Genomic DNA, 19771 nt, shown 5'->3' on the forward strand with positions numbered 1-19771 from the left:
GTGGGTTAGGAGTGGTTGAAGAGGTGTTGTAGTTCGGTGGTAGTTGCTGTGGGGTTGTGGGCTAGGGCGAGGGTGAGCAGGATGCGGGCTTTGTGCCAGGGGTGGCCTGCGCCGGCTATCCAGTTGTGTTCGGTGTCGTTGATGGCGCCGTTGTGATCTGTGATGCCTCCTCCGGTGCGGGAGGTGCGGACGATTTTGATGCCGTTGTTGCTGGCCTGCTCGAGGATGTCTGCGTTGGCGGTGTCGACGTTGCCGCTGCCGGGGCCGATGTAGATGAGTCCATCGGGTGCGGTGTTGATGATGGCTCGGTTGGTGGGCGCGTTTTCAGGTAGGCCGATGGCGACGTCGACGCGGGGCAGGGTGTGGGGGAGTTGGGTGATGGGGAATTGTCCTGTTGGGGTGGGGGGTGGGGTGAGGCGGTAGGGATGGCCGCCGACCGTTTCTCCGATGGGGCCGTGGTCGGAGGTGAATGCGTCGATGCGGGAGGCGGAGCGTTTGGTGACGTCACGGCCGGTGTGGATGCGTCCGGCGAAGGCGACGAGGGTGCCGCATCCCTGTGCGTGGGGTGAGGCGGCAATGGTGATGGCGTCGGTGAGGTTGGCAGGGCCGTCTGCGCCGGGGGCGTCGGCGGGGAGCATGGCTCCGGTGATGACGATGGGTGTCTGTGCGGGCAGGAGGTGGTGGAGGCAGAAGGCGGTGTCTTCGAGGGTGTCGGTTCCGTGTGTAACGACGACGCCGTTGTAGGGGGCGCCTTGGTGGGTGGCGTTGGTGAGTTCGGTGTGAATGGTGTGGGCGATGGTGATGCGGTCGGCGAGTGTCATCTCGGTGGAGTCGATGGAGAAGACTTGTTTGGCGGTGAGGTTGATGTGGTTGCCGATGGGGCCGATCGCGTTGGTGAGGTCGGTGATGTTCAGGATTCCGGCGGTGTAGCGGTGCCCGGTCGCGGCGGCCGACGAGCCGGCGATGGTGCCGCCGGTCGCCACGATCAGGACCCGCGGGCGTGCCTGCGGGGTGGGGGTGTTCATGTTGTTTGGTTAGCGGTAGTTGGTGAATTGGAGGGCGACGTCGAGGTCGGATTCTTTGAGCATGCGTTGGACGGCTTGGAGGTCGTCGCGGCTTTTAGAGCTGACGCGTAGTTCGTCGCCTTGGATGACGGGTTTGACTGTTTTGCCGAATTCGTCGCGGATGAGTTTGCTAATTTTCTTGGCGTTTTCTTGGCTGATGCCGTCTTTGAGGGCGCCGTCGAGGCGGTAGATCTTGCCGGAGGCTTTGGGGGTGCCATCACCAGTGTCGAGCGATTTGAGGGAGACTCCGCGTTTGACGAGCTTGGTTTGGAGGACGTCAAGGACGGCGAGGCAGCGCTCTTCGGAGTTGGCTTTCATGGTGATGGTTTCGCCGGAGAGGTCGACGGAGGCGTCGACGTTTTTGAAGTCGTAGCGTTGGGAGATTTCTTTGGCGGCTTGGTTGACGGCGTTGGCGACTTCTTGGTGGTCGACTTTGCTGACGATGTCGAATGAGCTGTCTGCCATGGGGGCTCCTCGTGCTGGTAAGTGAAACTTTGTTAGGGCTGAGGTTAGCCAACGTGCGGGGGTTGGTGAACGTGCCCCACGGGAAGTGGGAGGGGGTAAATGGGTGGGCGAGGTGCCAGTTTGTCTGTGAAACGAACGTCCTGCTATCGTCGTACTCGCACCGACAAGGCTGGTTGCCCGAGCGGCCAAAGGGAGCGGACTGTAAATCCGTCGCGCAAGCTACCAAGGTTCGAATCCTTGACCAGCCACCAGGAGTGCAGAAGAGAGCCAGGTTTAACCGGAATGTTAAACCTGGCTCTCTTCGTGTATGCCCTCTGGCTCTTGGAGTGCAGCAGAAGCGAGGTATTGAAGCGGTCAGGGGACAGTGGTGGAGATGCCTGTGTGGCCGCTAATGGGTGCCTCAAAGTTATGAGAATCAATAAGCCGACAACTTTTTGGTTTATGTTGCACGGAAATTCTTGCTTGGGAAATAGTCCGGGAAGTTAAAGAATAAACTTTCTAAGTAAATGAAAGTCCCGTTGAGTCGAGTTAACCGGGGAATCTGATTGTGTCAAAATGAATTCGTGAACTCTGAGTATTTCCTCGTGTGGTGGCAACCTGAGGAAATATGGGCAAGTTGTGTTATTGCTCACTGAATCATTTTGCAGCGATAGTCAATAGATAATCTGGCAATTTTTGGGCTGCGTGTATCGCTTCGTTGGGCTTGGAGGATCAACACGGGGGCAAGCGGGTTTACGTGCTGTGGGCTGTAGGCCTGATTTCCAAGGGCTGTAAAGCTTCACCGAGGCCGTGTGGGTAGATCGAGTCCCTACGGAGCAAACAAGGGGATTTAGGGCCTCTGGGTGGCTCCTGGGGCGTTTATGGCGGGCCTGTGCACATTATTTGAGCCCCGGATCGACGTCTTGTCGGTCCGGGGCTCGCGCTATCGTGCCCACGAGGCTGCTACTCAGCCCTGGCGTGCCTTGAAGCGAGGGTTCGCTTTGTTGATGACGTAGAGGTGGCCACGGCGGCGAACCACCTTGGATCCGGGAGCTGCTGCCAGCGAGCGGATGGAGGCGCGGACCTTCATGAGAGTCTCCTAAAAGGGTGTTTCTGTCACCAGCTGGATTTCGTAACGCCAGGCAGGTTGCCTGCGTGGGCTTCTTCGCGCAGGCGGACGCGGGAGAGGCCGAATTTCCGGTAGACGGAGCGCGGGCGCCCGTCGACCACGTCGCGGTTGCGCAAACGAGTGGGGGAGGAGTCACGGGGCAGCTTTGCCAGGGCCTTGACTGCGTCGGAAACCTCCTCGGGTGAGCTCTGCGGCGAGAGGATCGTGCGCTTCAGTTCAGCGCGGCGGTCCGCGTAGCGAGCGACGATTTCGCGGCGCTGCGCATCCTTGGCGATCTTGCTTTTCTTAGCCATCAGCGTTCCTCTTTGAATTCCACGTGGCGGCGCACGATGGGGTCGTACTTGGTGAGATGCATGCGGTCAGGGTCATTGCGCTTGTTCTTGCGCGTGACGTAGGTGTATCCAGTTCCGGCGGTGGAGCGGAGCTTGATGATCGGTCGAATCTCGTTGCTCTTTGCCATTAGATACGTTCTCCTTTCGCGATGAGTTCAGCGGCCACGGCGTCGATTCCACGGCGGTCGACAATGCCGATAGCTTTTGCGGAAAGGTTGATCGTGACGTGGCGTCCGAGACTGGGCACCCAGTAACGCTTGCGCTGAATGTTCGGGTCAAAACGACGTTTTGTGCGTCGGTGACTGTGTGACACTGAATTTCCGAACTGAGGCGTTGCGCCCGTGACCTGGCAGCGTGCGCTCATGGGACCTCCTATGCTAGGAATGATAATCGTTCGCATTAAGGTACAGGAGATCACATGAAACAGGGAATCCACCCCGACTATCACCCCGTCGTCTTCCGTGACAACAACGCGGGGTATGCATTCCTTACCCGCTCGACCGCTACACCTAAGAATACAATCGAATGGGAGGACGGTAACACGTACCCCGTCGTTGATGTCGACGTCTCCTCCGCAAGCCACCCATTCTGGACTGGCCGTAACCGTGTTCTTGACACTCAGGGACGTGTTGAAAAGTTCAACCGCCGTTACGGCAAGCGACGTGCAGGTGGCCAGGAGGGTCGATGACGACAGTCATCACCTGCGCCGCGGTCAACGAGTCTATGCGCTCCACCGTTACCGGTGGGTTGCTGCTCGATATCCCAGGCGCGGTGCTTGTCCGACACGACATCGATCCCGATGTGGGGATCTTGCGGCGGGTCATCGCTGACGATAGTGGTGTCATCGATGACCGCAGCACCCCCCTGGCGCATGCATGCCTTGGCTGCGCTTTGCGCGAAGACATCATCCCGGCTATTCGGGAGGTCCTCATGCGCCGTCCTGAGGTGATCGTGCTCGCACTTCCTTTGAGTGCTGAACCAGTGCCTGCTTTGCGTGCATTGGCTGAGCTTGCTGAAGAGGGGATGTGCAAGGTCGGACGTGTCGTAGCCGCAGTGGACGGTGAAGAAGTGATGTGGGACCTCTGTGGCGACGACTTGCTCAGTGAGCGTGACCTCGGCTTCGGGGCCGACGATGATCGAGCCTTGGGGGAGGTGCTGGCGCGCCAGATTGAGTGCGCCGACGTTGTCGTCACTGCAGGGCCTGTGGCGCAAGCCGAGGAAACCGTTCTTCGTCATATGCACCCAGGGGGCGCAGCCCCTGTTCCGGTATGTGAGCTGCAGGCATCCAGTCTTTTGGATCCCCTGCCTCAGGAGGAAGTGGAGCATCGAGGAGACCCTCTGGCAGCTGCTCCATCCGGCGTTCCGGATGCTCACGGAGTATGGACAGTAGAGCTTTCTTCATGGCGTCCATGTCATCCGGATCGGTTGCGTGAAAACTTTGAAGGTCTTGGTGGTACCCCGGGCCGTGGTCGAGGTGTTTTTTGGCTACCCACTCGCCCGGAGACAGTCTGCCAATTTGATTCCGCTGGAGGGCAGATCAGTATCGGCACGCACATGACATGGCAGGAAGCTGGAGTCGATCCAGTTACCCGCTTAGTTATCACTGGCGTCGACGGTGACCCCACCGAAGCGCAAGCCGCGTTCGAAGCTGCTCTACTTACCGATGCTGAACTTGCAGCCGGGCTCGACAGTTGGGCAGGGCGCCCGGACGACTATGATCCATGGCTTGGAGAACGGCGCGACGTAGCCTAGAACCCGAACAAGCGGGCAAGATGGTTCCGCACAGTACGCAACTGATTGATTCTCGAAGGAAGAAACCATGGCAGTCCCCAAGCGAAAAATGTCTCGTTCCAATACCCGTCACCGCAGGTCGCAGTGGAAGGCAAGCGTTCCTGACCTGGTGGCAGTGCAGGTCGACGGCGAGCAGCTTCAGGTGCCCCGTCACCTCGTCAAGGCAGCACAGCGCGGTCTTCTCCGCTGAGTGCGGTGACGAAAAAGCGTTTTGTCTTAGATCATGCATCTAAGACAAAACGCTTTTTCGTGTGCGAGTAGAGGTCAGGTCACTCAGCCTGCTGCGAATGAGGGCCCCAGAGCCGCCAAGACGGCCTTAGCAAGTGCAGTGTGTCCCGAAGCATCCAAGTGGTCCCCATCGGGCGCCAGCTTGGACGTGGGGTCTTTTTTGCCGTTCTTGCCCTTGATGGGCGTGTAGGCGTCGATAAACTGTCCGTTCTTCCCGGCAGCTTCGCGCAGGGCAGCATTGACCTTGCGTGTTAGTCGATCACTTGCTCTGAGGTAGCCCTCGCCGTAGTGAGATCCGACTTTGCCATCCGGGAACACATTCCAATAGCCGATAACAGCAATTTTCGCTCGATAATTACTTATTCGTGATATTTCTTCAGTTAAAGATGAGATATTTCGGCGAAGACGAGTTAGGTCTGCGCCATAACAGCGATCGAGATTGTTGGCGCATTCTTCGATTTGCTCGGGATTGAAATCATTAGCACCAACTTGAAGTAAAACCAGGTCCGCATTAGTGATGTCCGCACGCGGCTGAGGAGTGGCAAGTTGGGCAACGATATCGGAACTACGGGCGCCGCCTAGAGCAAGATTCACTAGCCCTGCAGTACGGTTGTGGCGCCGCGAGAGGGCTTGGGCCACCTGCTGCGAATATGTATCGCAATCGCATGCCATCCCCGCAGGTACCGAATCTCCCAAAGTCACGATCGACAGATGCTTGCTGCCAGTCGCGCTGGGGGTGCTGCTATCGCCTGAGAAGCTGGGAGAGGGACCGAACCAAGCAGTGGTTGCCTGCACGCTCGTAGGACGTGAGCGTGGCTTAAACATATTCCACTGCTGTGTCGCAAAGACGGCAGCGATCACAGCGCAGGCAAGGCAAAGCAACACGACAAAGAAAAAACGCCGATAGATAGATGAACCCGATGAGTCTTCCTGCTCAGATGGTTCGGGTGTGTTCATGGGCTGTTCCCTTCGACATCCTGCTCCGGGAGCGGTCCGACGATACGTGATCGTTCAGGTACAGGATATGCCTCGCCGACAGTGCGATGTCGACGACATGACCGATAGGAACAGCCCAAGCTGTATCAACCTGCAGGCTTATCCAGCTTGCTACTTAGCCAAGAAAACACGTCAGGCAAGATCGAGGTGTACGTAGTCCAGGAGTGGGCTCCATTGGGCACCTCTTGCATCTCGAAAGTTGTAGGAGGCTTAACTACGGCAGCGAAGTCTGTGCTGTTTTTCTTCGACAAAGCCCCGTTGTTGGCCCCCGTGCCATACCAGCTCTTAATCGCTACCTTCGGGGGAGCGGTCTGCACCACGTGCATAGGGTCAGTTGCTTTCGCAGCCGGGGTCTTCCCTGCTGCGAGATTGGAATCGATATTGAAATACCCATCCAGTGGCGCAGCTGCGGAGAAAGTGTTCGGGTTATGCATTGCAATGACAGCTGCGCAGTACCCCCCAGAAGAAACTCCTGTCGTGCCCCAGCCGGTGGAGGAGGTTGAGGTACGGAAATCATGCTTGATCAGCTCAGGAAGATCCTTGCCGAGAAAGGTGCCTACCTGCGGTTGCCCTTCAAGGTCTGTGCACTCCGTGTCATGAGCGTCGTCAATCTGCATCTGCGGTTGCACGAGAATGAACTGACTCGACTTGCCTGACTGAGCCCCCGCAGCAATCGCTGAGGGACCCCCATGCGTGAACCATGGCGTGCCCGTCGTGCCAGATCCGCCAGGAAATGCAACGACTACCGGGTAACGCTTCGAAGCCGCAGAAGGCTCGTCGTAGTCCGTCGGAAGCCACACATGAACTTTGAATGACACACCAGACTTGGGGCCTTGGTACTTGGTTTCAACCGCACGTCCAACCTTCACCGGTTGCTTACTCCATGAAGCCAGTGGCTTGACCTCCGTGGGAGTGGGTTTCGAAGCAGTTTTATTTCCCTGATTCGCGGGGGAAGAGTCATCGCCACCGCACCCAGCAAGCGCTGCAACCAAAGCGAAAGCGACACCGGCGCGTAGAACAAGAGCCGACCGTGACGCACGCGAGGTACCTGGATGCTGGCACCTGGATCCGGAAAGACGAAGCATGGGTAGAGCCTAGATACCCCACAAACCCACGGCAATATTTCGCCCTTCGGTTCCTTTCAGGTGCAGTCGCAGCATCAAACGAGAGAAGTACGAGGCCCCAAACGGCGGATCACAGCATCGGCAAGCGCCTGATGCCCATCTCCATTTGGGTGATCTCCATCTGCCGCAAGGAAAGAAGTCGGGTCATTTGTCCCTTTAGAGCCCTTAAATGGGGTGTAAACGTCGACGTACCATACGCCAGCATCACGTGCAGCAAAACGAATAGTTTTATTTACCTCGCGCGTGAGTCGATCGCTTCCAACAACGAAATCATTTCCTTTTGCACGCCCTACTGCGCCGTCTTGGAAAACGTTCCAATACCCCAGAGTCATGACTTCAGCGCGAGGGTTTTTTTGCAAAGACTTAATCGTGCGAAGGGCGGAGGAAAGATTTGAGCGCAGTGCACGCAGCTGCGGACCGTAGCAGTTTTTTGACGCAATGTCATTCCGGCACTGTGCTGCTTTGGATGAAGAAAAATCATTTGCTCCCGTCTCGACAAGAACAAGATCACTTCCAGCCGTGTTAGTGCGAACCTCGGGAGTTTTCAAAGTTGACAGTAGTCCAGCGGAAGTGGAGCCGCCACGCGCATAGTTTCTAAATGCGTAATTCTTACCCTGAGTTGATGCAATAGAATTTGCGACCTTCTCACCAAAAGGAATGCAGTGGCACGCTGCCCCACTTGGGACTGAATCGCCAAAAGTGATAACTGAAACTGGCCCTGAAGCGCTAGTAGCACTGGCGGAAGCCGAACTTCCTAAAAACACTAAAGCGACCGAGAAGGCACATAGTCGGCCGGAGCGGTACAGCCGGAAAGGGTGAAGGGGACCTGAGCGGCGCGAAAGCACAGAAAATCCTTACGCGAGGAGTCTTCCTGTCGCGCTGAGGGACTCCTCCCGGGATGGGCGGCATTGAGGCGCGACTACTGTGCCCATCGGCATGCGTACCCGTCGCTAAAGAAAGGTCGCCCTCACACGTGAGGGCGACCTTCAGGCAAGGCTCAATCTCTTTGCGGCGTAAGTATTCCTACGGCGCATCAGGGATCTGCTGCAGTGACTTCTTTTTCTTTTGATCCCTCAAGACAAGCTTGTCCACGATCGTAGCCAGTGCGCCATCGCCTGTGACATTTGTCGCCGTACCGAAAGAATCGATAGCGATATACGTGGCAATCATCAACCCCACCTGCGGATCCGTGAACCCAAGCATGCTCGCCAGTAGTCCAGCAGCCGTCATAATCGCACCTCCAGGTACACCAGGAGCTGCAACCATCGTGATACCCAACATGAGGATGAACCCAAGGAACAGCCATGGGTCGACTGTCTTACCAGAAAGCATCATTACGGCGAGCGAGAAAGAAACAATTTTCACTGTCGAGCCTGCCAAATGAATGGTCGCGCACAGCGGGACAGTAAACGATGCAACCGGCTCCGAAACCCCTGTTTTGACAGTCTGGCGCAATGTCACAGGAATAGTTGCAGCTGACGAAGAGGTCCCCAAAGCCGTCACATAAGCAGGTAAAAGAGTTTTAAGAAGCACCAAAGGATTACGCCGCGCAACTAAACCAGCAATCGCATACTGCACAAAAAGAACCACCCAGGTGAGCGCAAAAACCATCACGATCACGCCAAGGAATGTCGTGATGACGTTAAAAACTTCACCCACGGCTGTCATGTTGAGAAAAATACCAAAAATGTAAATTGGCAGCAGGGGGATCACCACTGCAGAAATTACCTTGTTCACCATTTCACGCAGCTCGCAAAAACCACGCAACAATACGTCGCCTCGGATTGCAGTAAGGGCGACACCTACCATGAAAGCTAAGACCAAGGCAGTCATGACATTAAAAACGGGCGGCATTTCGATCGTGAAATATGGCTTAAGTAGCGAATCTGCAGGATTCGTGACTGATGAAACGCTTCGCCCCGCCAAGAGGTGCGGTAAAACCACAGTGCTCGTGGCCCATCCCAAAAGTCCCGAAGAGATCGTTGACACATATGCGATAGCTGCAGTAACTGCCAGCCACTTACCTGCACCCTTACCTAGCTCAGAGATAGCAGGAGTAATAAGCCCCACAATAATTAACGGAATGATGAAAGATAGAAAGTTTCCGAAAACTCCGTTAAAAGTAACGAAAACACGTGTCAACTCATGAGGGAAGAACTGGCCGCACGCTATCCCCAAGGCGATAGCGAAAAGAATTCTGGGAAGAAGACCAAATTTTTTGGAGACCTGTGAAGGCATATCAGGAGGATAAGACCAACTCACCCAACCTGCCCCAAGGGTCTCGCGTGCCGGGCGAACACAAACAACACCCCAACCAAACAATCCACCGGCACAACACCGAGCTTCCTAGGAAAACGATTGCGATCGTGGAAGATTGAACACCGCGTGAAAGGAAGCACGCCCCACTCCTTCTCACCCACCCCAGAAAGCCACACATGATCACCACCATGCTGACCACACCACCCAGCAACCTAGCCACCACAGGCTGGACCAGCGACACACTCAACCACGCCGCCAATCCGCCGTAGCCGCCATCGGCACCTTCTGGGTAGCCCTCGCCATCGGCGGAATCACCCCCCTCCTCGTATCCAGCGTAGGCAGCTTCCTCACCATCGTCTTCGGCCAATAACCCAACACCCATGCGCATCGCACCGACGACGCCGCCACCCGCGTCGAATTCACCTTCTACGACCTACCCGGCGAAGCCCGCTGGTTCCAATGGGTCAGGTTCTACATCGCCGCCCTCACCGGCGCCACCATCACCACCACAGCCATCCTCACCATCACCGGCCGATACGAAACCCCCACCACCCCCTCACCTACCGAATCCACCAACTCCGCGCCGAACTTCACGCACCCCGAACACCCCACCCATCGACGGCCCCACCCTCACCATGCCCGACTGGAGCAGCCGCCCCACCGCCGCACCCGTCCACGAACCGTCCAGATTGGCAGAATTTGGAACCTGGTGCTGCTGCACAAAAGGTTCAGCGTTCTGCCTTTCCGGACAGATATGCGCAGCGGATGGGGGAGGCCCGCAACATTGTGGCCACGTTGACAGGAGCGGATTGTCCAGTTCAGGCGGTGGCTGCGGCCCGCTCTGGAATGGCTGGGGTGGTTTTGGCGTGGGCGGACTCTCATGTGGGCGATGAGTACGTCATGGGAGCTAATGGTCCTGGAGCCTGGGATTGTTCGAGCTTTGCGCGTACTGCGTTCGCGCAGGTCGGTTTAGATATGCCTAGAACTGCTGATGTTCAACGTGATTGGTGCGCGCAGGGGAATTGTGAGCGTGTAGGGGAGGGGGCAGAACAACCAGGTGATCTTATTTTTTGGGACTCTTACCTCGGCCCGTCGACGGTTGGGCATGTGGCTGTAGTGAAAGAACCCAGTACGCGCACAACCGTGGACGCCAGGTCACGTTCTCAAGGCGTCATCCACGGGACGTATCCGCAGGCAAAGAACAAAAACATTCTGGAGTTTTGGCGACCAAAAATGTCCTCGAGATGAGCGGGGGCGTTTATGTGTGGGGTTCGTGGCGGCTAGGGCTGCGTAATGGAGGGTTAAGTGGATATGAGCGCTGGTGTTGTGAACGAAGGTGTGGGGCGCACTCGTGCTGAGCGTTTAGACGTCCTGCCGTTCACGTGGATGCATGGGCGACTGCTGGTTGGTTCTGGTGTGGGGTGGGCTCTTGATGCCATGGATGTGGGGCTTATTTCGTTTGTCATGGCTGCCCTGGGTAAGCAGTGGCACTTGTCAGATGGAGCTTTGTCGCTGATTGGGTCGATTGGGTTTGTGGGTATGGCTGTGGGAGCCACATTGGGTGGACTTCTAGCTGATCGTTTTGGTCGGCGTCAGGTGTTTGCGGGGACTCTTTTGGTTTATGGGGTGGCAACGGGTGCCTCAGCGCTCGCGACGGGGGTCGGTCTTCTTATGGCTTTGCGTTTTTTGGTGGGGTTGGGGTTGGGGGCGGAGTTGCCTGTGGCTTCGACTTTGGTCAGTGAATATTCCCCTCGGCATATTCGGGGGCGCATGGTGGTTGCGTTGGAATCTTTTTGGGCCGTGGGGTGGATTTTCGCTGCTTTGATTGCGTATTTCGTTATTCCCTCGAGTCCTGATGGGTGGCGGTGGGCGCTGGGTATTTGGTGTGGTGCCGACGGTGTACGCGGTGGTGGTGCGGTTCGGGTTGCCAGAGTCTGTGCGTTTTCTTGAGAGGGCTGGGCGTGTTGATGAGGCTGAGGCTGCGGTGCGTCGGTTTGAGGAGGCTGCGGGTGTTTCTGGGGCTGGTGGTGGGTCGGTTGGTGGGGTGGAGGTTGTTGGTGAGGTGGCGGGAGGGATTTGGTCGTCGGTGTTGCGGTGGAGGACGGTGTCATTGTGGGTGGTGTGGTTCATGGTGAATTTTTCGTATTACGGGGCGTTTATTTGGTTGCCGAGTTTGTTGGCTAAGCAGGGTTTTGATTTGGTGAAGTCGTTTGAGCACACGCTGGTGATCACGTTGGCGCAGTTGCCGGGGTATGCGGTTTCGGCGTGGTTGATTGAGTGGTGGGGGCGCCGGGTGACGTTGGTGGTGTTTTTGGTGGGGTCGGCTTGTGCTGCGGGGGTGTTTGGTTTTGCGTCGTCGCCGTTGTTGATTGTTGTTTTTGGGATGGTGTTGTCGTTTTTTAATTTGGGGGCGTGGGGTGCGTTGTACGCCGTGTCGCCTGAGGTGTATCCGACGGCGGTTCGTGGTGTGGGGGTGGGTGCTGCTGCGGGGTGTGGGCGTCTTGCGTCGGTGGTGGCGCCTTTGTTGGTGCCGTTTTTGCTTGGTGTTGGTGGGAATGTGTTGGTGTTTGTTGTGTTTGGGGTTGCGTTTGGGGTGGCAGCGGTGGCTGCGTTGGGGTTGCCTGAGATGAGGTCTCAGGCGTTGGGGTGATGTGGGGGTTAGGTGAGGGCGCGCAGGATGTCTTCTACGCGTTCTTTGGCGTCGCCGAAGAGCATGGCGGTGTTGTTGTTGAAAAAGAGAGGGTTTTGGACTCCTGCGTATCCGGCGTTCATGGAGCGTTTGAAAACGATGACGTTTTTTGCTTCCCAGACGCGTAGTACGGGCATGCCGGCGATGGGGGATTCGGGGTCGTCGAGGGCTGCGGGGTTGACGGTGTCGTTGGCGCCGATGACGAGGACGACGTCGGTGTTGGTGAAGTCGTCGTTGATTTCGTCCATTTCGAGGACGATGTCGTAGGGGACTTTGGCTTCGGCGAGTAGGACGTTCATGTGGCCGGGTAGGCGTCCGGCGACGGGGTGAACTCCGAAGCGGACGTTAGTTCCGGCGTTGCGTAGTGCGGTGGTGATGGCGGCTACGGGGTATTGGGCTTGGGCTACGGCCATGCCGTAGCCGGGGGTGATGATGACGGAGTTGGCGTTTTTGAGGAGGGTGGCGACGTCTTCGGCGGTGGTTTCGCTGTGTTCTCCGTAGTCCTTGGTGTCGTTGGTGATGGTTCCTCCTGAGCCGAAGCCGCCGAGGATGACGGAGGTGAATGATCGGTTCATGGCTTTGCACATGATGTAGGAGAGGTAGGCGCCGGAGGAGCCGACGAGGGCGCCGGTGATGATGAGTAGGTCGTTGTTGAGCATGAATCCGGAGGCTGCTGCTGCCCATCCGGAGTAGCTGTTGAGCATGGATACGACTACGGGCATGTCTCCGCCGCCGATGCTGGCTACGAGGTGCCAGCCCAGGGCGAGGGCGGTGAGGGTCATGAGGATGAGTGGTATTGCGTGGGCTGTGGGGGTGAACCACAGCATGAGGGTGAGGCAGATGAGTAGTGCTGTGAGGTTGATGAAGTTGTGGTGGGGGAGGGTGAGGGGGGCGGATTTGATGCGTGCGGCGAGTTTGAGGAAGGCGACGATGGAGCCGGTGAAGGTGAGGGCGCCGATGAAGATGCCGATGAAGACTTCGCCGTTGTGGATGAGTGTGAGTGCTCGTGTGTCGCTGGTGGTGGCAGCGATGTGGTTGCCTGCTTCGATCCAGGAGTTGTAGCCCACGAGGGTGGCGGCGAGTCCGACGAAGCTGTGGAGGAGGGCGATGAGTTCGGGCATGTGGGTCATTTCGACTTTGAGTGCCCGGGCGGTACCGATAGCTGCGCCGGCGAGGATGCCGATGATGAGCAGCGCGATGGTCCATGTGGGGGCGTCTTGGGTGATGGTGACGCCGAGGGTGAAGATGAGGGCGATGGCCATGCCGGCGATGCCGTAGCCGTTTCCTGCGCGGGCTGTTTCGTGTTTTGACAGTCCGGCGAGGGCGAGGATGAACAGTAGCCCGGAGACGATGAAGGCGCCTTGGGTCATGGTGGCGGTCATGATGGGTCCTTGTGGAACATGGCGAGCATGCGGTGGGTGAGGGTGAATCCGCCGAATACGTTGATGCTGGCGACGAGGACGGCGATGAAGGCCAGGGTGGAGATGAGTGTGTTGTTTGTGGTGATTTGGGTGATGGCTCCGATGATGATGATTCCGGAGATGGCGTTGGTGACGCTCATGAGAGGGGTGTGGAGGGCGTGGTGGACGCTGCCGATGACGTAGAAGCCGATGACTACGGCGAGGGCGAATACGACCGTGTGGGATAGCAGGGGTGCTGGGGTGAAGGCGGCGAGGGCGAGGAAGAGAGCGGAGGCTACGCCGATGCCGATGTAGCGGCGTATGGGGTTAGGGGTTGGTGGGGGTTGTGTTGGTGGAGTGGGGGTTGTGTTGGTGGGGGGTGTGTTGGCGGAGATATTGACGGGGGGTGGGGGCCACATGAGGTTGCCGTTGTGGATGACTGTCATGCCGCGGATGACGCTGTCTTCCATGTCGAGGGCGAGGTGGCCGTCTTTGTGGGGGGTGAGGAGTTTGAGGAGGTTGACGATGTTGGTGCCGTAGAGCTGTGAGGCTTGGGTGGGGAGGCGCCCGGCCAGGTCGGTGTACCCGATGATGGTGACGCCGTTGGGGGTGGTGGTTTTTTCGCCGGGGATGACGCCTTCGACGTTGCCCCCGTTGGCTGCGGCCATGTCGACGATGACGGATCCGGGTTTCATGCTGTTGACCATGTCAGCGGTGATGAGTCGTGGTGCTGGGCGGCCGGGGATGAGGGCAGTGGTGATGATGATGTCGACGTCTTTGGCTTGTTCGGCGTACATGGCTGCTGCAGCGGTTTCGTAGGCGCTGCTGGTTTCGCGTGCGTAGCCGTCGGTGGAGGTTGTTTCTTCGTTGGTGTTGACTGCGACGAATTCAGCGCCCATGGATTGGACTTGTTCGGCGACTTCGGGGCGAGTGTCTGTGGCTCGGACAATGGCGCCGAGACTTCCGGCTGTTCCGATGGCGGCGAGTCCGGCTACGCCTGCGCCGGCGATGAGGATTTTGGCGGGGGGTACTTTTCCGGCTGCGGTTACTTGGCCGGTGAAGAAGCGGCCGAATTCGTGTGCGGCTTCGATGACGGCGCGGTAGCCGGCGATATTGGCCATGGAGGACAGGACGTCTATGGATTGTGCGCGGGAGATGCGGGGGACGGCGTCCATGGCTAGTGCGGTGATGTTGCGTGTGGCGAGTTTGTCGACCATGGCGGGGTCGGCGCGGGGGTTGAGGAGGCTGATGAGGGTGGCGCCGTCGCGGATGTTGTCGAGTTCTTCGTCGTTGGGGGGGTTGATTTTGGCGATGATGTCGGCTGCCCAGGTGGTGGCGGTGTCGCCGATGTGTGCGCCTGCTTCGAGGTAGGCGTCATCGCAGATGTCGGCGCGTTCGCCTGCGCCGGATTCGATGATGACGTTGTGTCCGAGTTTGATGAGGGTGGTGACGGTGCTGGGGGTGGCGGCGACGCGGGTTTCGCCGGGGGTGGTTTCCTGCGGTATGCCGATCAGCACGGGTGGCTCCTTCGCCTTTTTTGCCGCGACGTGGCTGTCCGGGAGTCTCCGGGGTGTGTGTCGCGCTGACCTGCCAGACTCTATCCGTCTATCTTCGTCGAAAGGGTGATCATGCCTGGCAGTAGCGAAAGTGTGCAGAAGTTCACGAAGGTGGAGGGGCGGTCGCGGGGGTTTTCGGCGCGTGATTTGTCTTTGGTGGCTTCGTTTGCTGCGTTGATTTGGGTGTTGGGGGTGCCGGGGGCTATTGATCCGGTGGGGTCGGGTGTTCCTATTACTTTGCAGACGATGGGTGTGATGTTGGCTGGTGCTGTGTTGGGTGCGCGGCGTGGTGCCGCGGCGTCGTTGGTGGTTATTGCTTTGTGTGCGATTGGGTTGCCTGTGTTGGCGGGTGGTCGCGGTGGTTTGGGTGTGTTTGTGTCGCCGACGGTGGGGTTTTTGGTGGGGTGGGTTCCGGGGGCTGCGGTGGTGGGGTGGTTTGCGTCGCAGGGTCCGCGGTCTGTGGTGTGGCAGTTGGTGGGGTGTTTGGTGGGGGGTGTTGGTGTGATTCATGCGGTGGGTGTTCCGGTGATGGCGTGGCGTGCGCATTTGTCTGTGGGGCAGGCGTTGTTGGCTGATGCGGTGTTTGTACCTGGTGATGTGGTGAAGGTTGTTGTTGCGGTGGGTGTTGCGGTGGCTGTGCATCGTGCTGTGCCGGAGTTGTTGTCGGTGGGTGGGGGTAAGTGATGGTGTTTTTGGGGAGGGGTGGTTGGGTGTGATCGAGTTTCGTGGCGTTTCCCATAGTTTTGGGGGGCGTGAAGTGTTGCGTGGTGTTGATGTTTCGTTGGGGGAGAAGCGGGTTGGGGTGATTGGCGCGAATGGGTCGGGTAAGTCGACTTTCGCGCGGATGATTAATGGTTTGGTGTTGCCTTCTGTTGGGCAGGTGGTGGTGGATGGTGTTGATGTTGGGGTGGATGCGGTTGCGGTGCGGCGGCGGGTGGGGTTTGTGTTTCCTGATCCGGATTCGCAGATTGTGATGCCGACGGTGGGGGAGGATGTGGCGTTTTCGTTGCGGCGGCGGCGTTTGTCTCGGGTGGAACGGGACGCGGTGGTTGGGGAGGCGTTGTCGCAGATTGGTTTGGCTGGGCGTGGGGGACATCCGGCGGCGCGTTTATCGAGTGGGCAGAAGCAGTTGTTGGCGTTGGCTGCGGTGTTGGTGACGGAGCCGAGTGTGTTGGTGTGTGATGAGCCGACGACGTTGTTGGATCGGCGGAATGCTCGGGCTGTCGCGAGTCGGATTGAGTCCTTGTCGCAGCAGGTGGTGTTGGTGACTCATCATTTGGAGTTGTTGCGGGGGTGGGATCGGGTGTTGGTGTTCGATGAGGGTGAGGTGGTTTTTGATGGGGTGCCTGATGAGGCGATTGCGTTTTATGTGGAGTTGATGGATGGGGTGGGGTCGTGCTGAGTGGTTTGTATGTGGAGGGAGATTCGTGGCTGCATCGGGTGCGGCCTGGGGTGAAGTTGGTGGGGTTGTTGGTGTTTACGACGTGTTTGTTGGTGTGGTCGGGGGTGGTGGCTGTTGTGGTTGGTGGGGTGGTTGTGGTTGTGGCGGGGGTGTGTGGGGGGTTGGGCTGGTTGTGGTTGTGGCGGGGTGTGTGGGGTTTGCGATGGTTGGTGGTGGTTTTGGGGGTGGTGCAAGTTGTGGTTAATGGGGTTTTTGATGCGTTTGTTGTGGTTGGTGGGTTGGTGGTGGCTGTTGTGGCTGCGTCGGTGGTGACTGCTACGACGAGGACGGCGGAGATGATGGATGCGGTGGTGGTGGGGGTGCGTCCGTTGAGGTGCGTGGGGGTGGATGCAGATCGGGTGGGTTTGGTTTTTTCTTTGGTGTTGCGGTCGGTGTTTGTGGTGGCGGGGATTGTGGAGGAGGTGAAGCAGGCGCGGAAGGCGAGGGGTTTGGAGCGGAGTTTTCGGGCGTTGTTGGTGCCGGTGGTGGTTCGGACTGTGCGGCATGGGGAGCGTATGGGGGAGGCGTTGGTGGCTCGTGGGGTGGATGACTGATTGATGTGCTGGTTAGTTTTTTGTGGTTTTTAATGTGGATACATGTCTATTGAGCTGGGTTTTTATGTGTGGGTTGGTGGTGGGTGGGGTGTTGGTTTGGGGTCGGGGCTGGTCTCGATTTTTCTTTTGCGGGGCGGACCGTGTATGTTTTTTCTTGTTGAGCCGGAGAGTTCCGGTTCCGCCCCGATAGCTCAGTCGGCAGAGCGTCTCCATGGTAAGGAGAAGGTCTAGGGTTCGATTCCCTATCGGGGCTCAGGCTTCCAACGCCCGCTGCTTAATCGTTTCGGCGGTATCTGGTGGCGGGCGTTGTTACTGCCCTGGCGGGGTAGCTCAGGTGGTTAGAGCACACGACTCATAATCGTGGTGTCGCGGGTTCGACTCCCGCCCTCGCTACGATCATTCTTTAGCTCGAGTTTATTCGAGCCCACTGATCGTTCACAAGGACAGGTAGCCGTGGCAAGCAAGAGCAGTGACGTTCGGCCCAAGGTCACTTTGGCATGTGCTGAATGTAAAAACCGCAATTACATCACTAAAAAGAACAAGCGAAACGATCCCGATCGTATTGCTTTGTCGAAGTACTGCGGTAACTGCAGGCGACACACGGATCACAAGGAAACTCGTTGATTTCCTGTCTGTGAAAGTTTCTGAAGAGGCTGTCAACCATATGGTTGACAGCCTCTTTGTGTTGGAGTTCCGGGGGAGGGAAGCGTGGTTTTCGATGCGAGTGGTTCACATAAGGTGGCGGGTATGAGTTCTCTTGCTGCGTTGGAGGGACGGTCTTGGCCATCTGCTGCTCCGTTTGAGGTGGGGCGTGAGCATGTGCGGGCTTTTGCTCGGGTGGTGGGGGCGTCTGCTTCTGTGCATTTTGATGTGCAGGCTGCACGGTCGGCGGGTTTTGAGGACCTGGTGGCGCCTGTGACTTTTGTGGCAACGGTTGCGCAGCAGAGCGAATGGCTGCTGTGGGGGGATCCGCAGGTGGGGATTGACTTTCAGCGTGTCGTTCACGGAGAGGAACGCATTGAGATAGTGCGCCCAATTGTGGCAGGTGACGTGTTGTCAGCTGAGTTGTTGATTGAGCGTGTACGTGAAGTACGCGGTAACACCATGTTGACAACGCGTACAGATCTATCCGGAGCTGACGGTGTTCGGTTGGCATCGGTGTGGTCGATGATCGTGGTGCGTGCCGATGAGGTTGAAGGGGACTCCTGATGAGTGGCGTGTTGTTTGAGTCGGTGCGTGTAGGAGACGAATTGCCTGGACGGGTGGTGTCTTTTTCGCGTGAAGACGTAGTGGCGTATGCCGCGGTCAGCGGCGACAGGAACAGAATTCATTGGGATGATTCGTATGCTCGCGAGGTAGGGCTTCCGGGCGTAATTGCGCATGGAATGTTCACGATGGGCTCGGCCTCTTCGCTGGTAGAGGATTGGGTTGGTGCGAGCGGTTTTGTCTCTGCGTATAGAGCGAAGTTCACTGATGTAGTGCCGGTTCCCTACGCGGGTTCGGTGCAGGTGGGTGTTGCTGGTGTCGTCAAGTCTGTTGATGAGCAGGCGCGATCGGTTGTTGTAGAGCTTTCGGCGTCGGTTGATAACCGCAAAGTGTTGGGGAATGTTCGAGTAACGGTCGTGTTCGTGTGAGATGGCTCCTTTTGTCGTTGTGATTGTGAAGGGTGTTGTGCGGTGAAGGTTGAGGAAGGCGTTGCGCTGGCTTCGTTGACGACGATGCGGGTGGGCGGACCAGCTGATCGTGTTGTTACGGCGGAGTCCTCGGATGAGTTGATTGCGGCTGTGCGTGAGGTTGATGAGGCAGGTGAGCCGCTGCTGGTTGTTTCGGGGGGTTCCAATCTTCTGGTTTCAGATGAAGGCTTTCCGGGCACAGTGGTGCAGGTGGCGAACCGTGGTGTTCGTGTGAAGGAGTCCAGCGAGTGTGGGGGTGTGCTCGTTGAGGTGTCTGCAGGGGAGTCCTGGGATGGTTTTGTGGCCCAGGCTGTGGATTCTGGGTGGGCTGGTGTAGAGGCTTTGTCGGGTATTCCTGGCTTGGCGGGCGCGACTCCGGTGCAGAACGTGGGGGCTTATGGCCAGGATGTGTCGCAGACGTTGGCGCGGGTGCGAACGTGGGATCGCCTACGGGGTGAGGTTCGTAGCTTTGCGAACGTCGATTGTGGTTTTGGTTATCGGCATTCGATGTTCAAGGCGCAGTCGCATGATGGTGCACCTCGGTTTGTGGTGTTGGACGTGACATTCCAGTTGGCGTTGGCTGAATTGTCTTCGCCGGTGGCCTATCAGGCGTTGGCGGATGCTTTGAATGTTTCGATGGGGGAGCGGGTGCCGTTGGCAGATGCTCGGGCTGCAGTGTTGAGTCAGCGGGGTTTGCGCGGAATGGTTGTGGATGAAGCAGATCACGACACATGGAGTTGTGGGAGCTTTTTCACTAATCCGATCATGACTGCAGAAGAGTTTGAGCAGTTGGAGCACCGGGTTGGGGATCGTCTGGGGGCGGGTGTGCGTCCACCGCGTTTTCCTGCTGGTGATGGGTGTGTGAAGTCCAGCGCTGCGTGGCTGATTGATCGTGCTGGTTTTGGTAAGGGGTTCGGTATGCCAGGGCCGGCTGCTTTGTCGACAAAGCACACGTTGGCGTTAACGAATCGTGGTTCGGCTTGTGCTGCTGATGTGATCGAGTTGGCACGTGCGATTCGAGATGGAGTTTTGGATGTTTTTGGTGTTTGTTTGGTGAATGAGCCAGTGATGGTGGGGTTGGCACTCTGATC

24 protein-coding genes, 3 tRNA genes and 1 pseudogene are annotated in these 19771 nt (G+C 57.8%); 15 read left to right on the forward strand and 13 right to left on the reverse strand.

The genetic code is table 11. From position 1 onward, the window contains the following. Nucleotides 1–5 precede the first annotated feature (5 nt). On the reverse strand, nt 6–1025 hold the full coding sequence (locus AC2T9U_RS03395; protein WP_493696640.1) for an asparaginase: 1020 nt from the start codon (nt 1023–1025) through the stop codon (nt 6–8). Between the two features lie 9 nt (nt 1026–1034). Then, on the reverse strand, nt 1035–1529 hold the full coding sequence (locus tag AC2T9U_RS03400; protein WP_028326585.1) for a YajQ family cyclic di-GMP-binding protein: 495 nt from the start codon (nt 1527–1529) through the stop codon (nt 1035–1037). Nucleotides 1530–1696: 167 nt separating this feature from the next. On the opposite strand from AC2T9U_RS03400, the gene AC2T9U_RS03405 reads away from it, so the two are divergent. Beyond that, nucleotides 1697–1780: transfer RNA gene (locus tag AC2T9U_RS03405), tRNA-Tyr, on the forward strand. A gap of 695 nt (nt 1781–2475) precedes the next feature. Here the strand turns inward: AC2T9U_RS03405 and ykgO are convergent. From ykgO to rpmB, 4 genes are read right to left on the reverse strand one after another with little or no spacing between them, the layout of a single operon-like run. Next, nucleotides 2476–2598 carry a type B 50S ribosomal protein L36 gene (gene ykgO / locus AC2T9U_RS03410; RefSeq protein ID WP_028326584.1) on the reverse strand — a complete coding sequence of 41 codons (123 nt, stop codon included), beginning with the start codon at nt 2596–2598 and terminating at the stop codon, nt 2476–2478. A 26-nt stretch (nt 2599–2624) separates the two neighbouring features. Next, complete coding sequence (gene rpsN / locus AC2T9U_RS03415) at nt 2625–2930, reverse strand: 30S ribosomal protein S14 (RefSeq protein WP_028326583.1); 306 nt, start codon at nt 2928–2930, stop codon at nt 2625–2627. Continuing rightward, nucleotides 2930–3097, reverse strand: coding sequence for a 50S ribosomal protein L33 (gene rpmG / locus AC2T9U_RS03420; RefSeq protein ID WP_028326582.1), 168 nt, complete (start codon nt 3095–3097; stop codon nt 2930–2932). Before rpmG (AC2T9U_RS03420) ends, rpsN begins: the two co-directional genes overlap by 1 nt. Further along, nucleotides 3097–3333, reverse strand: coding sequence for a 50S ribosomal protein L28 (gene rpmB / locus AC2T9U_RS03425; RefSeq protein ID WP_028326581.1), 237 nt, complete (start codon nt 3331–3333; stop codon nt 3097–3099). Before rpmB ends, rpmG (AC2T9U_RS03420) begins: the two co-directional genes overlap by 1 nt. Before the next feature lie 54 nt (nt 3334–3387). Here rpmB and AC2T9U_RS03430 point away from each other — a divergent pair, with 54 nt between their 5' ends. The 3 genes from AC2T9U_RS03430 to rpmF all read left to right on the forward strand — a co-directional run bounded on the left by AC2T9U_RS03430 (nt 3388) and on the right by rpmF (nt 4950). Continuing rightward, complete coding sequence (locus AC2T9U_RS03430) at nt 3388–3657, forward strand: type B 50S ribosomal protein L31 (RefSeq protein ID WP_028326580.1); 270 nt, start codon at nt 3388–3390, stop codon at nt 3655–3657. Further along, nucleotides 3654–4721 (forward strand): CobW family GTP-binding protein, encoded by a 1068-nt coding sequence (locus AC2T9U_RS03435; protein WP_493696641.1) that lies wholly within the window; start codon nt 3654–3656, stop codon nt 4719–4721. The genes AC2T9U_RS03430 and AC2T9U_RS03435 overlap by 4 nt, the downstream gene beginning before the upstream one ends. A 67-nt stretch (nt 4722–4788) precedes the next feature. Then, nucleotides 4789–4950: a 50S ribosomal protein L32 gene (gene rpmF, locus AC2T9U_RS03440; RefSeq protein WP_034400420.1), complete on the forward strand. Its 162-nt coding sequence runs from the start codon at nt 4789–4791 to the stop codon at nt 4948–4950. A gap of 83 nt (nt 4951–5033) precedes the next feature. Here the strand turns inward: rpmF and AC2T9U_RS03445 are convergent, their stop codons facing one another. The 5 genes from AC2T9U_RS03445 to AC2T9U_RS03465 form a co-directional block, all read right to left on the reverse strand. After that, nucleotides 5034–5945 carry an SGNH/GDSL hydrolase family protein gene (locus tag AC2T9U_RS03445; protein WP_493696642.1) on the reverse strand — a complete coding sequence of 304 codons (912 nt, stop codon included), beginning with the start codon at nt 5943–5945 and terminating at the stop codon, nt 5034–5036. Between the two features lie 125 nt (nt 5946–6070). Beyond that, on the reverse strand, nt 6071–6853 hold the full coding sequence (locus AC2T9U_RS03450) for an alpha/beta hydrolase-fold protein (RefSeq protein WP_208303708.1): 783 nt from the start codon (nt 6851–6853) through the stop codon (nt 6071–6073). 290 nt (nt 6854–7143) lie between these two features. After that, on the reverse strand, nt 7144–7953 hold the full coding sequence (locus tag AC2T9U_RS03455; RefSeq protein ID WP_493696643.1) for an SGNH/GDSL hydrolase family protein: 810 nt from the start codon (nt 7951–7953) through the stop codon (nt 7144–7146). A gap of 178 nt (nt 7954–8131) precedes the next feature. After that, the gene (locus tag AC2T9U_RS03460) at nt 8132–9346 is read right to left on the reverse strand and encodes a dicarboxylate/amino acid:cation symporter (protein ID WP_493696644.1); all 1215 of its coding nucleotides are present in this window, start codon (nt 9344–9346) and stop codon (nt 8132–8134) included. Nucleotides 9347–9838: 492 nt separating this feature from the next. After that, a complete protein-coding gene (locus tag AC2T9U_RS03465; protein ID WP_493696645.1) occupies nt 9839–9961 on the reverse strand; it encodes a hypothetical protein in 123 nt (40 codons plus the stop codon). A 192-nt stretch (nt 9962–10153) separates the two neighbouring features. Here AC2T9U_RS03465 and AC2T9U_RS03470 point away from each other — a divergent pair, with 192 nt between their 5' ends. Further along, entirely contained in the window at nt 10154–10615 is a 462-nt protein-coding gene (locus AC2T9U_RS03470; protein WP_493696646.1) for a C40 family peptidase, read from the forward strand. A gap of 63 nt (nt 10616–10678) precedes the next feature. Further along, nucleotides 10679–12017, forward strand: a pseudogene (locus tag AC2T9U_RS03475) (MFS transporter). 8 nt (nt 12018–12025) lie between these two features. On the opposite strand, the gene pntB reads toward AC2T9U_RS03475, so the two are convergent. Both pntB and AC2T9U_RS03485 read right to left on the reverse strand, forming a co-directional pair. Next, nucleotides 12026–13438 carry a Re/Si-specific NAD(P)(+) transhydrogenase subunit beta gene (pntB, locus tag AC2T9U_RS03480; RefSeq protein ID WP_493696647.1) on the reverse strand — a complete coding sequence of 471 codons (1413 nt, stop codon included), beginning with the start codon at nt 13436–13438 and terminating at the stop codon, nt 12026–12028. Beyond that, nucleotides 13435–14973: a Re/Si-specific NAD(P)(+) transhydrogenase subunit alpha gene (locus tag AC2T9U_RS03485; RefSeq protein WP_493696648.1), complete on the reverse strand. Its 1539-nt coding sequence runs from the start codon at nt 14971–14973 to the stop codon at nt 13435–13437. Before AC2T9U_RS03485 ends, pntB begins: the two co-directional genes overlap by 4 nt. A 111-nt stretch (nt 14974–15084) precedes the next feature. Here AC2T9U_RS03485 and AC2T9U_RS03490 point away from each other — a divergent pair, with 111 nt between their 5' ends. The 9 genes from AC2T9U_RS03490 to AC2T9U_RS03530 all read left to right on the forward strand — a co-directional run bounded on the left by AC2T9U_RS03490 (nt 15085) and on the right by AC2T9U_RS03530 (nt 19769). Further along, nucleotides 15085–15696 carry a biotin transporter BioY gene (locus AC2T9U_RS03490; RefSeq protein WP_493696649.1) on the forward strand — a complete coding sequence of 204 codons (612 nt, stop codon included), beginning with the start codon at nt 15085–15087 and terminating at the stop codon, nt 15694–15696. Between the two features lie 28 nt (nt 15697–15724). Next, nucleotides 15725–16414, forward strand: coding sequence for an energy-coupling factor ABC transporter ATP-binding protein (locus tag AC2T9U_RS03495; protein ID WP_493696650.1), 690 nt, complete (start codon nt 15725–15727; stop codon nt 16412–16414). Then, nucleotides 16408–17007 carry a CbiQ family ECF transporter T component gene (locus AC2T9U_RS03500; RefSeq protein ID WP_493696651.1) on the forward strand — a complete coding sequence of 200 codons (600 nt, stop codon included), beginning with the start codon at nt 16408–16410 and terminating at the stop codon, nt 17005–17007. The genes AC2T9U_RS03495 and AC2T9U_RS03500 overlap by 7 nt, the downstream gene beginning before the upstream one ends. A gap of 180 nt (nt 17008–17187) precedes the next feature. Then, nucleotides 17188–17260: transfer RNA gene (locus AC2T9U_RS03505), tRNA-Thr, on the forward strand. 66 nt (nt 17261–17326) lie between these two features. Next, nucleotides 17327–17400 (forward strand) — tRNA-Met (locus tag AC2T9U_RS03510). A 60-nt stretch (nt 17401–17460) separates the two neighbouring features. Further along, a complete protein-coding gene (gene rpmG, locus AC2T9U_RS03515) occupies nt 17461–17631 on the forward strand; it encodes a 50S ribosomal protein L33 (RefSeq protein ID WP_084440851.1) in 171 nt (56 codons plus the stop codon). 123 nt (nt 17632–17754) lie between these two features. Beyond that, complete coding sequence (locus AC2T9U_RS03520) at nt 17755–18216, forward strand: FAS1-like dehydratase domain-containing protein (protein WP_115030919.1); 462 nt, start codon at nt 17755–17757, stop codon at nt 18214–18216. Continuing rightward, on the forward strand, nt 18216–18641 hold the full coding sequence (locus AC2T9U_RS03525) for a MaoC/PaaZ C-terminal domain-containing protein (protein ID WP_115030917.1): 426 nt from the start codon (nt 18216–18218) through the stop codon (nt 18639–18641). The genes AC2T9U_RS03520 and AC2T9U_RS03525 overlap by 1 nt, the downstream gene beginning before the upstream one ends. Before the next feature lie 42 nt (nt 18642–18683). Next, nucleotides 18684–19769: a UDP-N-acetylmuramate dehydrogenase gene (locus tag AC2T9U_RS03530; protein ID WP_493696652.1), complete on the forward strand. Its 1086-nt coding sequence runs from the start codon at nt 18684–18686 to the stop codon at nt 19767–19769. The last annotated feature ends 2 nt before the right edge of the window (nt 19770–19771 follow it).

This window comes from Dermatophilus sp. B7861-1 (assembly GCF_058996045.1).

What these genes read in the sequence shown, in the direction of transcription:
- AC2T9U_RS03395 (WP_493696640.1), bottom strand. Translation starts at nt 1,025, where the DNA reads ATGAACACCCCCACCCCGCAGGCACGCCCGCGGGTCCTGATCGTGGCG.
- AC2T9U_RS03400 (WP_028326585.1), bottom strand. Translation starts at nt 1,529, where the DNA reads ATGGCAGACAGCTCATTCGACATCGTCAGCAAAGTCGACCACCAAGAA.
- ykgO (WP_028326584.1), bottom strand. Translation starts at nt 2,598, where the DNA reads ATGAAGGTCCGCGCCTCCATCCGCTCGCTGGCAGCAGCTCCCGGATCC.
- rpsN (WP_028326583.1), bottom strand. Translation starts at nt 2,930, where the DNA reads ATGGCTAAGAAAAGCAAGATCGCCAAGGATGCGCAGCGCCGCGAAATC.
- rpmG (WP_028326582.1), bottom strand. Translation starts at nt 3,097, where the DNA reads ATGGCAAAGAGCAACGAGATTCGACCGATCATCAAGCTCCGCTCCACC.
- rpmB (WP_028326581.1), bottom strand. Translation starts at nt 3,333, where the DNA reads ATGAGCGCACGCTGCCAGGTCACGGGCGCAACGCCTCAGTTCGGAAAT.
- AC2T9U_RS03430 (WP_028326580.1), top strand. Translation starts at nt 3,388, where the DNA reads ATGAAACAGGGAATCCACCCCGACTATCACCCCGTCGTCTTCCGTGAC.
- AC2T9U_RS03435 (WP_493696641.1), top strand. Translation starts at nt 3,654, where the DNA reads ATGACGACAGTCATCACCTGCGCCGCGGTCAACGAGTCTATGCGCTCC.
- rpmF (WP_034400420.1), top strand. Translation starts at nt 4,789, where the DNA reads ATGGCAGTCCCCAAGCGAAAAATGTCTCGTTCCAATACCCGTCACCGC.
- AC2T9U_RS03445 (WP_493696642.1), bottom strand. Translation starts at nt 5,945, where the DNA reads ATGAACACACCCGAACCATCTGAGCAGGAAGACTCATCGGGTTCATCT.
- AC2T9U_RS03460 (WP_493696644.1), bottom strand. Translation starts at nt 9,346, where the DNA reads ATGCCTTCACAGGTCTCCAAAAAATTTGGTCTTCTTCCCAGAATTCTT.
- pntB (WP_493696647.1), bottom strand. Translation starts at nt 13,438, where the DNA reads ATGACCGCCACCATGACCCAAGGCGCCTTCATCGTCTCCGGGCTACTG.
- AC2T9U_RS03490 (WP_493696649.1), top strand. Translation starts at nt 15,085, where the DNA reads ATGCCTGGCAGTAGCGAAAGTGTGCAGAAGTTCACGAAGGTGGAGGGG.
- AC2T9U_RS03520 (WP_115030919.1), top strand. Translation starts at nt 17,755, where the DNA reads ATGAGTTCTCTTGCTGCGTTGGAGGGACGGTCTTGGCCATCTGCTGCT.
- AC2T9U_RS03525 (WP_115030917.1), top strand. Translation starts at nt 18,216, where the DNA reads ATGAGTGGCGTGTTGTTTGAGTCGGTGCGTGTAGGAGACGAATTGCCT.